This is a genomic window from Streptomyces sp. NPDC059957 (assembly GCF_042730015.1).
In the GTDB taxonomy this organism is placed as follows: Bacteria; Actinomycetota; Actinomycetes; order Streptomycetales; family Streptomycetaceae; genus Streptomyces.
The window spans coordinates 81,235-94,493 of record NZ_JBHWMB010000033.1 but is presented as its reverse complement, the minus strand read 5'-3'; the positions used below and the strand labels follow the sequence as shown (position 1 = coordinate 94,493).

Here is a 13,259-nt window from a genome sequence, read left to right as displayed (position 1 = left end):
CCTTGTCGTCAGGCCGTCAGGCCGTCAGGCAGTCAGGTCAGCAGGCCAGCAGGCCGTCAGGCCAGTGCCCAGGCGACGTCCCGGAGCAGGGCCTGTCGCCAGCCCGCCCGGTCGTGGCCCGATGCCGACCTGGAGACCCGTACGGTCGCACCGGCCTGTTCCGTCAGGGCCTCGACCAGTTCGCAGTGGGGGAGCATGCGCGTCTCGTGCTCGCCCAGGTCGAAGGCGATCCGCAGCCCGGACGGGGCGGGGTGCTCGCGCAGGCGCGCGGCGATGGCGCCGCCGCGCGGGCCGCCCAGCGGGTCGGGCAGGTCGGCCGCCTCCGGAGTCCACCAGAACGAACCCGACTGGCAGGCGACCCGGGACACAAGCTCGGGGAACTCCGTCGCCGCGTACAGCGCGCTCAGACCGCCGAGGCTCTGCCCGGCGACCACCAGCCGTTCCAGGTCGGCGGGCACCCCGCTCCCGGCGACCAGCGGCAGCAGTTCGTCCCGTACCGCCTCCCACAGCTCGGGCCGGCAACCGAACTCCGCCTGCCGGTCCTTGGTGGGCAGGAACACCAGCGTGGCCGGGGGCATGTCGCCGGCCTCGAAGGCCGCGTCGAAGGCCGTCATGGCCGGGTGCAGGTACAGCCAGTCGTCCCCGTCGAGCAGCAGGACCACCGGTCCGCCGCCGCCCACCGGGTGGACCCGTACGGTGCGCTTCCCGCCGAGCCGTTCGCTCGCCCACCGGATCCGGGTGCGCGGCAGCGGCAGTACGTCGTCGGCGCCCACGGCGGGCCAGTACGGCTGGGGCGGAGCGTCCGGGGTGGCGACGATGGACCGGTCGCCGCCGGCCCGGAGGGGGTTGAGCGGATCGGCGTACGACGATCCGTCATCCGCGAGGAACCGGTAGGTCACTCGGAGCCGGGCGGGCATGCGCACCTCTGCGTACCAGCAGTCCGTGTCGCGCCACCGGAGCAGCGCGACCGGGTCCGACCAGCTCTCGAAGTCGATGACCGTCGGGGACCCGCGCCACAGGAACAGGGTGACCCAACCGCCGTCGCCGGAAGGCGCGGACGCGGGAGCCGCGGCCGCCCAGAACTCATCGGTGCCGGGGGCGGCGGGCAAGTCGAACGCGGCGAAGGGGCTCTCCGAGCCGTCCTCGGCCAGGATCCGTTCGAGTGCACCCATCGGTGCCTCCTTGTGAGGGGGAAGGGGAAACGTTAAGCTCTATAATTAGGCGAGCCTAACCTAAGTGAACGGCTCTCTTCATTCCCGATCGACCTTCCCCACGGGCACGGCGCCCGCTGTCGGACTGTGCGCGCCGCACGCCGACGCCACCCGCCGGTCCCATCGGGCTCCTGGAGGAACCCCAGTATGAGCACCAACCCGTTCGACGATGCCGACGGCCGCTTCCTGGTCCTGGTCAACGACGAGGGTCAGCACTCCCTCTGGCCCTCCTTCGCCGAGGCTCCCGGTGGATGGACGGTCGCCCTCGCCGAGACCACCCGTGACGCGTGCCTGGAATTCATCGAGTCGAACTGGACCGACCTGCGCCCCCGTTCCCTCGCGGCGGCCGTCGAAGCCTGACCGGGATCGGCCCCGGATGCGCCGCGCTCGCGGTGTGCCCGGGGTCGCGGTGCGCCCGGGGTCGCCGCATGTCGGGGCGCCCGGGCGGGATCAGGAGAAGTTAGGTTAGGCTAAGCTAACCATTCAGGGCTGCGTGGGGGTCGCTCGCGCGGCATCAGGGGGAGGGGATCGTCGTGAGCCTGCCGGCCATCGGTTCCTACCCCATGCCCGACCGCGCCGCCCTGCCCCGCTCCTGTGCGTCCTGGGCCATAGACCCCGCTCGCGCCGCACTCCTCGTCCACGACATGCAGAACCATTTCGTGGGGGAGCTCCCGACGGACAGGTCCCCGGTCGTGGAACTCGTGGAGAACATCACGGCACTTCGGGCCCTCGCCACGGCACTGGGGATTCCGGTCTTCTTCACCGCCGAGCCGGCCGCCCAGCCGCCGGGCCAGCGCGGCCTCGCCGCGGACGTCTGGGGGCCGGGCATCGGCGACGGGAGCGACGCCGCCGCGATCATCCCGCCGCTCACCCCGCGGCCCGGCGAACGCGTGCTGGCCAACGTGCGCCAGAACGCCTTCCTCCGCAGCCACTTGGGGCGGCTGCTGCGCTCGGAGGGGCGCGACCAGCTGATCGTCTGCGGGGTCCACGCCCACCTCGGCGTCCTCCTGACGGCCGCGGACGCCTTCATGAACGACATCCAGCCCTTCGTGGTCGCCGACGCCGTCGCCGACTTCTCCGCCGAGGAGCACGAGATGGCCCTGCGCTGGGCCGCCCGCAGCGCGGTGGTGTGCACGACCGAGACCCTGCTCCGCGAGCTGCTGCTCGGCGGAGGGTCCCGAAGCGTGCGCAAGGATGCCTGAGCGCGTCCCGCCGACGCCCCCGCCGCGGCGCCGTCCTGCGCCGAAGGCGCCCACACGAACCGAGAGAGAGCGGAAGAACATGACCGTACGGGTCGCGGTGGCCGGTGCCAGCGGCTACGCGGGCGGGGAGCTGCTCCGCCTGCTGGGCTCGCACCCCGCCGTGGAGATCGGTGCGCTGACCGCGCACAGCAGTGCGGGGCGTCCGCTGGGGTCCGTACAGCCGCAGCTTCCCGAGTTCGCCGAGCGGATCCTCCTGGACACCTCCGCCGACTCCCTGCGCGGCCACGACGTGGTCTTCCTCGCCCTGCCCCACGGTCAATCCGCAGCGCTGGCGGAGGAGTTGGAGCCCGGCACCCTGGTCGTGGACTGCGGCGCCGACTTCCGGCTGCGGGACGCGGCCGCCTGGGAACGGTTCTACGGCAGCCCCCACGCCGGCACCTGGCCCTACGGTCTGCCTGAACTACCGGGAGCCCGCGCCGAGTTGAAGGGCGCCACCCGGATCGCCGTACCCGGCTGCTATCCCACGGCGGTCACCCTGGCCCTGTTCCCCGCCTACGCCGCGCACCTGGTCGAGCCCGAGGCCGTCATCGTCGCCGCCAGCGGAACCTCCGGCGCCGGACGCGCGCTCAAGACGCACCTCCTCGGCACCGAAGTGATGGGCTCCATGAGCCCGTACGGAGTCGGCGGCGGCCACCGGCACACCCCGGAGATCGCCCAGAACCTGTCCCGCGCGGCCGGCGGCGAGCAGGTGACGGTCTCCTTCACGCCCACCCTGGCGCCCATGCCCCGGGGCATCCTCGCCACCTGCTCGGCGCGGCTGCGCCCGGCCGCGGGCGGCTCCGCGACCTCCGCGATCCCCACGGAGGGCGAGGTGCGCGCCGTGTTCGAAGCCGCGTACGCCGACCAGCCGTTCGTACGGCTGCTGCCGCCCGGGCAGTGGCCCACCACCGCCGCGGTCCTCGGCTCGAACACCGCCCAGGTGCAGATCGCCGTGGACCCGGACGCCCGCAGGCTGATCTGCGTGAGCGCCATCGACAACCTGACGAAGGGCACCGCCGGTGGCGCGGTGCAGAGCATGAACCTGGCCCTCGGCCTGCCGGAACGGCTGGGCCTGCCCATGAATGGAGTGGCTCCGTGAGTGTGACCGCAGCCCGGGGATTCCTCGCGGGCGCCGTGCGCGCCGGCATCAAGGAGTCCGGTGACCCGGACCTGGCCCTGGTGGTGAACCGGGGTCCGTCCCGCGCCGCCGCCGGTGTCTTCACCTCGAACCGCGTGCAGGCCGCGCCCGTACGCTGGTCCCGCCGCGTGCTCGCCGACGGACGGATCTCCGCCGTCGTCCTCAACTCCGGTGGCGCGAACGCCTGTACGGGCCCCGGTGGCGCCGAGGACGCCCAGGCGATGGCGGAACGCACCGCGGCGGCCCTGGCAGGCACCGCCGACGAGGTCGCGGTCTGCTCCACCGGCCTGATCGGCGTCCGGCTCCCGATGGACCGGGTGACGGCCGGCATCACCGCCGCGGCGGCCCGGCTGTCGCCCGAGGGCGGCGAGGAGGCGGCCGTCGCGATCAAGACGACGGACTCCGTCCACAAGACGGCCGTGGCCGCCGGCCCCGGCTGGACGGTGGGCGGCATGGCGAAGGGTGCCGGGATGCTCGCCCCCGGACTCGCCACCATGCTGGTCGTCCTGACCACGGACGCCGACGCGGGCGCGGATGTGCTCGACGCGGCGCTGCGCGAAGCGGCGCGCACCACCTTCGACCGGGTGGACTCGGACGGCTGCATGTCCACCAACGACACCGTGCTGCTGCTCGCCTCGGGCAGCTCGGGCATCACGCCCGACACCGCGGAGCTCACCGCCGCCGTGCACGCCGTGTGCCGGGACCTGGCACTCCAGCTGGTGGCGGACGCCGAGGGCGCGTCCAAGGAGATCGAGGTGGCCGTCGTCGGCGCGGCCTCGGAAGCGGACGCCGTGGAGGTGGGCCGCTCAGTGGCCCGCAACAACCTCCTCAAGTGCGCACTGCACGGCGAGGACCCCAACTGGGGCCGCGTGCTGTCCGCGATCGGCACCACCTCGGCCGTCTTCGACGCGGACCGGCTGGACGTGGCGATCAACGGCGTCTGGGTGTGCCGGGACGGCGCCGAGGGAGAGCCGCGGGACAAGGTCGACCTGTCCGGCCGCCGGATCGCCATCACCGTGGATCTGCGCTCCGGCGACTCCTCGGCCGTCATCTGGACCAACGACCTCACGGCCGAGTACGTGCACGAGAACAGCGCCTACAGCTCGTGAACGGGGCCGAGTTGACGACGGTGGCGATGGCTGCGGAGACGGCGGAGGCGGCGGAGACGATGCGGAAGCAGACGCAGGATGACTTGGCGCTCACCGTTCCGGCCCCCCGGGACCTGCCCTGGCTGGAGCAGCTCCAAGGCCGCACGGTCGTCGTCAAGTTCGGCGGCAACGCGATGGTGGACCCCTCCACGCACCGGACGTTCGCCCAGGACGTCGTGGAGCTGTGGCACGCGGGCCTGCGGCCCGTCGTCGTCCACGGCGGCGGTCCCCAGATCAGCGCACTGCTCGACCGGCTCGGCCTGGAGACCCGCTTCGAGGCCGGGATGCGGGTGACCACGCCGGAGACGATGGACGTGGTGCGCATGGTGCTCACCGGCAAGGTCCAGCGCGAACTGGTCGGGGCCATCAACGCCCACGGGCCGTTCGCCGTGGGCCTGTCGGGCGAGGACGCCCACACGATGACCGCCGTACGCCGCCCGGCCTGGGTCGACGGCCTGCCGGTGGACATCGGCCTGGTCGGCGACATCGTGGACGTGGACGCCGCGACGATCGCGGGCCTGCTGGAGCAGGGCCGCATCCCCGTGGTCTCGCCCGTCGCGCGCGGCGAGGACGGCCAGATCTACAACGTGAACGCCGACCTCGCGGCCTCGGCCCTGGCCGTGGCCCTGGGGGCCGACCGGCTGGTGGTGATGACCGACGTCGAGGGGCTGTACGCCGACTGGCCGCACAGCACCGAGGTGATCGACCGCCTCACGGCCGGCGAGCTGGACGCCCTGCTGCCGGAGCTCGCGAGCGGCATGCTTCCCAAGATGGAGGGCTGCCTGCGCGCCGTACGGGCGGGCGTCGCCAAGGCGCAGGTCATCGACGGCCGGGTACCGCACGCGCTGCTGCGCGGGGTCTTCACCGAGGACGGACCGGGCACCACGGTGGTGCCGGACGGCGAACCCGGCCCGGAGGGGCCGGACGGCAAGGGGGACGGCGCGTGACCGCCGACAGCACGACGACACCGCTCTCCGGGAGCGCGACGCCGCCGCTCGCCGACCGTTGGCGCGCGGTGATGATGGACACCTACGGAACCCCCGCGCTCGCCCTGGTCAGGGGCGAGGGCAGCACGGTCTGGGACGAAGACGGCCGCGCGTACACGGACTTCACCGGCGGTATCGCCGTCAACGCCCTCGGGCACGCCCACCCGGCCCTCGTCTCGGCCGTCCAGGACCAGGTCGCCCGGCTCGGCCACGTCTCGAACCTGTTCGTTTCGGAGCCGGCCGTCGCGCTGGCGGAACGGCTGCTTGCCCTGCTGGAGCGGCCCGGCCGGGTGTTCTTCGCCAACTCGGGCGCGGAGGCGGTCGAAGCCGCCTTCAAGATCGCCCGCCGGACGGGGCGCCCGCACCTGGTCGCCACGGAGGGCGGGTTCCACGGGCGGACCATGGGGGCGCTCGCCCTCACCGGCCAGCCGCCCAAGCGCGCCCCGTTCCTGCCCCTGCCCGGAGAGGTCACGCACGTTCCCTACGGGGACGCGGAGGCGCTCCGCGCGGCCGTCACCGAGCACACGGCCGCCGTCGTGCTCGAACCCCTGCAGGGCGAGGCCGGAGTCGTCCCGGCGCCCGAGGGCTACCTGCGGGCGGCCCGCGAGATCACCCGCGCCACGGGGACCCTGCTCGTACTGGACGAGGTGCAGACCGGGATCGGCCGTACCGGCCACTGGTTCGCGCACCAGGCGGAGCCGGGAGCGGAGCCGGACGTGATCACCCTGGCCAAGGGGCTGGGCGGCGGCCTGCCGATCGGCGCCACGGTCGCCTTCGGCGCCGCCGCCGAACTGCTGACCCCCGGTCAGCACGGCTCCACCTTCGGCGGCAACCCGGTGGCGTGCGCGGCCGGGCTCGCCGTCCTGGAGACCATCGAGAAGGAGGGGCTGCTCGCCCACGCCGCGCGGGTGGGGGAGCGGCTGAGGCTGGGCATCGAGGCCCTGGAACACCCCCTGGTCCGGGAAGTGCGGGGCGCAGGACTGCTCCTGGGCATCGCCCTCGCCGAGCCGGTCGCCGCCCGGGTCCAGCGGGCCGCGCAGGACGCCGGGTTCCTCGTGAACGCGGCGGGCGCGGGCGTCGTACGGCTGGCACCCGCCCTGACCCTGCCGCAGGAGCGCGCAGACGCCCTGGTGGCGGCGCTGCCGGGGATCCTCGACGCCTCGTAGGGCCGGGGGGTGTCCGGCTGCCTGAGGGCAGCAGGCGCTCACGCTGGTACGGCACGGCGCCTGCCGAGTCGGACGATGGTGCGACGGCGGCGGTCGCCCGTGCTCCGGCAGACCGAAGCCACTCAGCGCAGTACGGCCGCCAGCAGGTCGGCCCCCAGCGCCGTCAGACCGGGCAGATCGAGGGTGTACCGGACGTAGCGACCGTGCCGCCGGGCCGTGAGCAGGCCCGCGCGGCGCAGGACAGCGAGGTGGCGGGAAACCTCGGGGGGTGAAAGTTCCCAGGCATGGGCCAGTTCACCGGTGGTGTGCGGGCCGCGGGCCAGGGTGCGCAGCAGCCGCAGCCGTACCGGATGCGCGAGTGCCTCCAGCCGTAGCGTGACCGTTTCCAGCGATATCGGCTCCGGTGGACGCGCCTCGGCCAGGGGGTACTGCACCACCGGCTGCCACCCGGGCGCGTGGACCACCACCAGGTGCGGGCGGCCGAAGACGCTGGGGAGGAAGGTGACCCCGGTGCCGCGGGCGGCGGTCGCGTTGTCCTGCAGCTTGTCCACGATGATGCAGTTGCCGTCCGGCGCCAGGGTCACGGCGCTGGAGACCGATGCGAGTGCTGCCCCGACGCCGTGGCGCTTCAGCAGGTCGTTCTTCAGGCGCAGGTCGGTGGCGAGTTGCACGGCGACACCCGTCCAGGCGGCGTCGAAGAATGCCTCGGCGCACTGTTCCAAGGTGTTGCGCACCCGCGCCCGCACGACGGCCGGATCCGCGAGCAGCCGTTCCGCGAAGGCCTCTTGGAGTGCGCCGCGGGCCTGGGCCAGGGCCAGGGCCCGCTCGCGCGCCGTCGCGTCGGCGAGCGGCGACGGCGCGCCGAAGTGGACCCGGTTGCTGCCGCACGTGGTGATGAGCGCGGCGGCCACGTAGGTTTCATCGTCGATCCGGTCCACATCGTCCAACTCCTCGGCGAGGGTGGGGCGGGGACGAGCGGGGACCAGGAAGTCGGCTCGTGAGGAACGCCAGAGGAACTCCGCTTCCCTGAGCCGCTCCGCCAGCTCTGGTGGGAGCCCGGCCCAGACGTCCCCGGCCCAGCCGGCGAACTGCGGGTGGTGCGCGGGTTCGGCCAGCACGTGCAGCATCGCGGTCAGCTCCGCCAGCGGGGAGGCAGAGAACCGCAGTCGCCCGGACGGCAGGCCGCCGATGTCGATCCTCAACGTCATCCGCTCAGCATCGCCGGTCGGATGGCCGACGACCGCGTCGATTGACGGTGTCGGTCAACCGGCATGGCCGGCTCGGCGGCCGAAAGCACCGTTGGCGCCATGGCAACCACCACCAAGATCCGGCCTCGCGCCCTCGTCCGCGCCTCCGGAGGCCCCCGCTATGCCGTCGCCCTGGCCGTGGACGCGCTCGGCACCGGCCTGCTGCGGCCCTTTCTCCTGCTCTACGGGGTGTCCGTGCTGAGGCTGTCCGCGCCGGCCACCGGCATCGCCATGACGGCCGGCGCCGTCGTGGGTCTGGTGTGCATGCCCGCGGTCGGCCGATGGCTGGACCGGGGCGTACGCAGCACGGTCGTGGCAGCGTCGATGCTGGTGCGGGTGCTGGGCGTAGCGCTGTTGTTGGCCGCCCCGGCGGGGCACGTCTGGCTGTTCGCGGCGGCGGCGCTCTTCCTCGGCATCGGCAACCAGGCATGGCCGGCCGCCCATGCAGCCCTCGTGGCCACGGTCGCCCACGGCCGGGAACGCGACGCCGCCCTCGCCGGGGGCCGCGCCCTGCGCAACGCCGGCCTGGGCGCCGGTGCACTCCTCGCCACCGCATGCCTGGCGGGCGGCACCACCGCATTGCAGGCGCTGGCAGCCGTCACCGGGCTCGCCTACCTCGCCGCGGCGGCCTTGGCGTGGTCGGTCCACGTGCGCGCTCATCCGGCCGCTGCCGCGGCCGAGGCCAGGGACGACAAGCCCGCACCCCGGATGCGCGCGCTCCTGGCCGCCAACGTGATCTACGTCTTCTGCCTCAACGTCCCCGAAATCGCGCTCCCTCTTGTCCTGGTGACGCAGCTGCACGCCTCCCCGGTGTGGTCGGGGGCCATCTTCGCGGCCAACACCGTGCTGGTGGTCACCCTGCAGGTTCCGGTCACCGTCCTGATGTCCCGCTTCCCCCGCCGGTCCGTGCTGGCGATCGCCGGCGTGGTGCTCACCGCGTCCTACCTCGGCTTCCTCGCGGCCACCTACCTGGGACACGGCTGGGGTGCCCCGGCCGTCGCCGCGGTGTCCGTGGTCTGCACCCTCGGCGAGATCATCTATGCGGGCAGCGCCACGGCGCTCGTCACCGCCCTCGCCCCGGCGCATGTCCTGGGACGCGTCCTCGCCCGCTTCCAACTCTCCACGGGCTTCGGCCTCGCCGTCTCCCCGGCGGTCATCACCGCTCTCGCACCCCACGGCCCGGCCGCCCTCTGGGGCAGCCTCGCCGCCGCGACACTCCTCTCCGCCGGAGCCGTCGCCACCGAGCAGGATCAAGGAACGAGGCTCAGCCTGCGGCCCCGGGGGCCTGCTCTTCGGCAGGAATGAAGACGGCTACGTAGTCCTCGAACCCCACGCGGCGATCCCATTCCTCGCGGACCATTGCGGCTTCGTACCGAGCTCGGGAGTCCTCTCGGCCCCTGGCATAGACGTGAACCGTGTAGATCGTCGTTGGGTCAAGCGTCAGTGCGGGGGCGTACCCCTGGCTACCCGGAAGCCAGCCCCACGCCGGCACGGCAGGCCCGGTGGTGGGGCCGGAGATTCCCATCAGGCCTCCGTGGACGGGGCGGTACGGCCAGGATCCGAGCGATTGCCATTGCTCCGTCTGCTGCACGGGCTCGGCCTCGGCGACCATGAGAGTCACCCAGGCATCGTGTTCCTGGACGCAACTGACGATCGTGAGCCTGCCGGGTGTGATGATCACGGGCTCGTCGGTATGAAAGTCCGGCAGATTGTCGACACTCTCGTGCTCGGCAATGGAGAAGTGCGAGTACGCGACACTGACGACACCGCTGACCATGTCCATCTCCGGACCCTACGCGCGGTTCAAGCAAGCTGAGCGGCGAGCCTCCGTGATGCGCGGCTTGGTTCCCCGCTTGGAGCGGCCGGCGTGGGATGTGCCCCAGCCGTCCACCGTGCTCCTGTCTCGCGGCCTAGAGGGCGAGGGACAGGACGCGGGCGCCCCGGGCGGGGTCCAGGGACCGGGCCCAGTCGGCCGGGGCCAGGGCCGGGGAGGCCGGGAGGAAGCCGTGGAGGAGGAAGAGGCGGCCGCTGCCGGTCGTCGCCGTGAACAGCGCGGCCAGGGAACGGTTGCGGGCCCTGGCGAGCGCCGCCTGCAGCAGGCGGGCGCCCATGCCCGAGCCCTGCCGGTGGGCCGCGACGCAGAAGTTGTACAGCACGCCGGCGGCGGGGTGTTCGCGCAGACCGAGGCAGCCCTCGAGGGTTCCGTCGGGTGCTTGTGCGACGAGGAAGTCGGACGCCCGGGAGAGGTAGAGGGAGAGCGGGCGTTCGCGGAGCGCCCCCGCGTGGACGAACGGCCGGGAGAGGGCGGCGAGCGCCGGGCCGTCGTCCCGGCGCGCCGGGCGCACCGTGAACTCGGGGACCTCGGGGATGACCTCGTGCCACCGGGGAGCGGGGGCACGGGGCGGCAGGGTGGCGTGCGCGGCGGCGGGGGGCAGCGTGGCCGTGGTCAAGGTGTTCCTTCCTCGGTTCCGCCGTGCGTGCGTGCGGGCGGGTGCGGAGGCGGAGGCCTCCCGACGGAACGGTCGAGGTTAGGTTAGCCTTACCTGGGCGGTGGGGCCAAGTCGGCCCGTACGGACGGCGCGTGCCGCCACGTAGCCGGGGAAGACGGGCACGTCGTCGACGGCCCAGCCCGATGGAGCCGAGGGGGCGCCGCCGGTGCCCACGTACGTCAGGGCCGAGTTCCCGCCGAGGCCGATGCCGACTCCCTTGAGGTAGGCCTCCTTCCGGGACCAGCAGCGGGCCACCGCGGAGGGGAGCTCGCCGGCCGGCAGCGCCGACAACTCCGCGCGTTCGGCCGGATGGAGGACCTCCGCCAGTTCGGAGGCCACTTGGGCGGCCAGATCGGGCGCGGGCCGCTTCTCCACGTCGACTCCGACCGGACTGTCCGCGAAGCCCACCAGTACGGCGTCCCCCGCGTGGGACAGCGAGAAGTGCAGCGGAACGCCGGGCACGGCCGGCCGTCCGTGCGGCCCCCCACAGCCGGGGCACGGCTCGCGGAAGAAGCGCACCCGCGCCGGATCCCGGCCGAGCCGGTCGCCCAGCAACTGCCGCAGCACGACGTGGGCGACCCGGTACTGGTCACGGTCGCCGGCGCGCCGGATCCCCTGGAGCCGGGCCCGCTCGGCATCGTCGAGCACCCCCTCCAACTCCCGTGCCCGATCCGCGTACAGGCTCACGCGCGCCACCCACAGCCCCGGTCCGGGCGAGGTGAGCCAGGGCTCCGCGGAGGTGTCGGTGCCGGGGGCCAGGTCCGCCGCGGCCGTCATCCGCACGGACGGCCGGGGTACGTATCGCCCTCCGGGGCACCGACTTCGCGCATCCGGCCCAGAACCTCGCCGAGGAGCGCGTCGTCCACGTCGACGGGCATGTTGAACTCCCGGTCGAAGACGAAGGAGTCACCCGCACCCGCGTGCCAGATCACCCAGCGCGGCGGCATCTCGGGCGCCTCCCACAGCGGCGAGAACCGTTCCAGAACACCGGTCTGACCACTCACGCCACTCACGCCACTCATACCACTCACACTGATCACAGCTTTCCCGCATCCGTCGTCGTCTGGCGTCCGTCAACAAAGGTCTCCACGACCTCGATGGCACTGATCCGGGAGGGATCGACGTACCGCGGGTCGTCACCCAGGACGACCAGGTCGGCGCGCTTCCCCGGGGTGAGGCTGCCGGCCCTGTCGTCCCACCGGCAGGCGTACGCACCGGCGACCGTGTAGGCCCGCAGCGCCTCCTCGACGGTGACCGCCTCGCCGGGCCCGATCGCCCGCCCGGAGGCGGAGGCGCGCTCGACCATGAACTGGATGGCACGCAGCGGGGCCCCGTCGGTGACGGGCCGGTCCGAACTCCCCACGAGCGTCACCCCGTGGTCCAGGAACCCGCGTCCCCGGTACATCCAGGGGGCTCGCTCCTCACCCATCACGTCCGCGTAGTCGTCGCCGAAGGAGTACAGGAAGGCCGGCTGGACGACCGCGCTGACGCCCAGGCGCGCGAAGCGCGGGAGCTGGTCGGGGCGGATCAGCCCGGCGTGCTCGATGCGGTGCCGCGCGTCCGGCCGGGGCCGCAGCCGCTGCGCCTCCTCCAGCGCGTCGAGCGCGAGATCGGCGGCGCGGTCCCCGATGGCGTGCACGGCGAGCTGCCAGCCGCCGAGGTGGCCGTCGACGATCATCCGGGTGAGGCGCTCGGGATCGTCCTGCAGCTGTCCGGTGTGGTCCGTGCCCGCGTACGGGGCCGTGAGCGCGGCGGTACGGGCCATCATCCCGCCGTCGGTGTAGATCTTGAGCGCGCCCAGCGACAGCCAGTCGTCACCGAACCCGGTACGCATGCCCAGGTCCAGGGCCCGCGGAATACCGTCCTCCCGGTGCGCCTCGCGCGGTCGCAACGTATCGCCCGCGGGCATGAGCTGCACTCGCAGGGGCAATCTCCCCTGGTCCCGCAGCAGCTGGTACGCGCCGAGCTCCACGGGGCTGTGGCCGAGCAGCCCGCCTCCGATGCCCGCCTCGGCGACGGCGGTCACGCCCTCGGAGAGGCAGGTCCGGGCCGCGCGCTCGACGGCATCGGCGATCTCGTCCTGCCCGTACGGCAGCCGGAGCCGCCGGGCGGCGGTCATGGCACCCTCGGCCAGGAAGCCGTCCTGATGCGGAACACCGTCAGGCAGCAGGCCCAACACCGCACTGTTCACGACGCAACCGTGCCCCGAGTCGTGCATCAGGAACACCTTGCGCCCGGGGCTGACCGCATCCAGCTCGGCGGCGGTCAGGTGCCGCCCCAGCGCCCGCTGGTCGTACCCCATGACATCGACCCAGGCCCCGTCCCCGCCCGCCGAGCGGGAGACCGCCTCCGCCACCACCGCCAGCACGTCCTCGACCCGCTCGCACGGGGCGACGCTCGGGGTGCTCTGCTTCAGCCCGGTCCAGGCGAGGTGCACATGACTGTCGATGAACCCGGGCAGCAGGGTGGCGCCCTGCAGATCGACGACCTCACGAGCCGGCAAGGAGGCCACGTCCTCGTCGAACCCCACGATCCGCCCCCGCCAGATCCCCAGCGTGCGGGCGAAGGGACGGTCCGGGTCCATGGTGACGATGTTCGCGTTGACCAGCCTCGAACACAGCATGGGCGGTCCA

General features: G+C 73.3%; 14 protein-coding genes. 7 read left to right on the top strand and 7 right to left on the bottom strand.

Annotated features, from left to right (window positions below; translation table 11 throughout):
• Window positions 1-56: 56 nt before the first annotated feature.
• Complete coding sequence (locus tag ACFWBW_RS22775; protein WP_385375134.1) at window positions 57-1,172, bottom strand: alpha/beta hydrolase-fold protein; 1,116 nt, start codon at window positions 1,170-1,172, stop codon at window positions 57-59.
• A gap of 186 nt (window positions 1,173-1,358) precedes the next feature.
• Between ACFWBW_RS22775 and ACFWBW_RS22770 the strand changes: the two genes are divergently transcribed.
• From ACFWBW_RS22770 to ACFWBW_RS22745, 6 genes are all read left to right on the top strand, one after another.
• A complete protein-coding gene (locus tag ACFWBW_RS22770; RefSeq protein ID WP_385375132.1) occupies window positions 1,359-1,571 on the top strand; it encodes an MbtH family protein in 213 nt (70 codons plus the stop codon).
• A 173-nt stretch (window positions 1,572-1,744) separates the two neighbouring features.
• Window positions 1,745-2,413, top strand: coding sequence for an isochorismatase family protein (locus ACFWBW_RS22765; RefSeq protein WP_385375130.1), 669 nt, complete (start codon window positions 1,745-1,747; stop codon window positions 2,411-2,413).
• Between the two features lie 79 nt (window positions 2,414-2,492).
• Entirely contained in the window at window positions 2,493-3,551 is a 1,059-nt protein-coding gene (gene argC / locus ACFWBW_RS22760) for an N-acetyl-gamma-glutamyl-phosphate reductase (protein ID WP_385375128.1), read from the top strand.
• Complete coding sequence (gene argJ / locus ACFWBW_RS22755; protein ID WP_385375126.1) at window positions 3,548-4,699, top strand: bifunctional glutamate N-acetyltransferase/amino-acid acetyltransferase ArgJ; 1,152 nt, start codon at window positions 3,548-3,550, stop codon at window positions 4,697-4,699. Before argC ends, argJ begins: the two co-directional genes overlap by 4 nt.
• A 59-nt stretch (window positions 4,700-4,758) precedes the next feature.
• Entirely contained in the window at window positions 4,759-5,685 is a 927-nt protein-coding gene (argB, locus tag ACFWBW_RS22750; protein WP_385375144.1) for an acetylglutamate kinase, read from the top strand.
• On the top strand, window positions 5,682-6,890 hold the full coding sequence (locus tag ACFWBW_RS22745; RefSeq protein WP_385375124.1) for an acetylornithine transaminase: 1,209 nt from the start codon (window positions 5,682-5,684) through the stop codon (window positions 6,888-6,890). Before argB ends, ACFWBW_RS22745 begins: the two co-directional genes overlap by 4 nt.
• Before the next feature lie 122 nt (window positions 6,891-7,012).
• Here the strand turns inward: ACFWBW_RS22745 and ACFWBW_RS22740 are convergent, their stop codons facing one another.
• Window positions 7,013-8,098, bottom strand: coding sequence for a DUF5937 family protein (locus tag ACFWBW_RS22740; protein WP_385375122.1), 1,086 nt, complete (start codon window positions 8,096-8,098; stop codon window positions 7,013-7,015).
• Between the two features lie 99 nt (window positions 8,099-8,197).
• Here ACFWBW_RS22740 and ACFWBW_RS22735 point away from each other — a divergent pair, with 99 nt between their 5' ends.
• Window positions 8,198-9,442, top strand: coding sequence for an MFS transporter (locus ACFWBW_RS22735; RefSeq protein ID WP_385375120.1), 1,245 nt, complete (start codon window positions 8,198-8,200; stop codon window positions 9,440-9,442).
• Here the strand turns inward: ACFWBW_RS22735 and ACFWBW_RS22730 are convergent.
• From ACFWBW_RS22730 to ACFWBW_RS22710, 5 genes are all read right to left on the bottom strand, one after another.
• On the bottom strand, window positions 9,402-9,920 hold the full coding sequence (locus ACFWBW_RS22730; RefSeq protein WP_385375118.1) for a hypothetical protein: 519 nt from the start codon (window positions 9,918-9,920) through the stop codon (window positions 9,402-9,404). The two genes, ACFWBW_RS22735 and ACFWBW_RS22730, sit on opposite strands and share 41 nt — an antisense overlap.
• A 127-nt stretch (window positions 9,921-10,047) precedes the next feature.
• The gene (locus tag ACFWBW_RS22725) at window positions 10,048-10,482 is read right to left on the bottom strand and encodes a GNAT family N-acetyltransferase (protein ID WP_385375142.1); all 435 of its coding nucleotides are present in this window, start codon (window positions 10,480-10,482) and stop codon (window positions 10,048-10,050) included.
• Window positions 10,483-10,665: 183 nt separating this feature from the next.
• A complete protein-coding gene (locus tag ACFWBW_RS22720) occupies window positions 10,666-11,403 on the bottom strand; it encodes a 4'-phosphopantetheinyl transferase family protein (RefSeq protein WP_385375140.1) in 738 nt (245 codons plus the stop codon).
• Window positions 11,400-11,630, bottom strand: coding sequence for a hypothetical protein (locus ACFWBW_RS22715; protein ID WP_385375116.1), 231 nt, complete (start codon window positions 11,628-11,630; stop codon window positions 11,400-11,402). Before ACFWBW_RS22715 ends, ACFWBW_RS22720 begins: the two co-directional genes overlap by 4 nt.
• 32 nt (window positions 11,631-11,662) lie before the next feature.
• Window positions 11,663-13,249: an amidohydrolase gene (locus tag ACFWBW_RS22710; protein ID WP_385375114.1), complete on the bottom strand. Its 1,587-nt coding sequence runs from the start codon at window positions 13,247-13,249 to the stop codon at window positions 11,663-11,665.
• Window positions 13,250-13,259: the final 10 nt, after the last annotated feature.

Excerpts from the sequence above, each read along its gene's own strand:
- ACFWBW_RS22775 (WP_385375134.1), bottom strand. The coding sequence starts at position 1,172 with ATGGGTGCACTCGAACGGATCCTGGCCGAGGACGGCTCGGAGAGCCCC.
- ACFWBW_RS22770 (WP_385375132.1), top strand. The coding sequence starts at position 1,359 with ATGAGCACCAACCCGTTCGACGATGCCGACGGCCGCTTCCTGGTCCTG.
- argC (WP_385375128.1), top strand. The coding sequence starts at position 2,493 with ATGACCGTACGGGTCGCGGTGGCCGGTGCCAGCGGCTACGCGGGCGGG.
- argB (WP_385375144.1), top strand. The coding sequence starts at position 4,759 with ATGCGGAAGCAGACGCAGGATGACTTGGCGCTCACCGTTCCGGCCCCC.
- ACFWBW_RS22740 (WP_385375122.1), bottom strand. The coding sequence starts at position 8,098 with ATGACGTTGAGGATCGACATCGGCGGCCTGCCGTCCGGGCGACTGCGG.
- ACFWBW_RS22735 (WP_385375120.1), top strand. The coding sequence starts at position 8,198 with ATGGCAACCACCACCAAGATCCGGCCTCGCGCCCTCGTCCGCGCCTCC.
- ACFWBW_RS22730 (WP_385375118.1), bottom strand. The coding sequence starts at position 9,920 with ATGGACATGGTCAGCGGTGTCGTCAGTGTCGCGTACTCGCACTTCTCC.
- ACFWBW_RS22720 (WP_385375140.1), bottom strand. The coding sequence starts at position 11,403 with ATGACGGCCGCGGCGGACCTGGCCCCCGGCACCGACACCTCCGCGGAG.
- ACFWBW_RS22710 (WP_385375114.1), bottom strand. The coding sequence starts at position 13,249 with ATGCTGTGTTCGAGGCTGGTCAACGCGAACATCGTCACCATGGACCCG.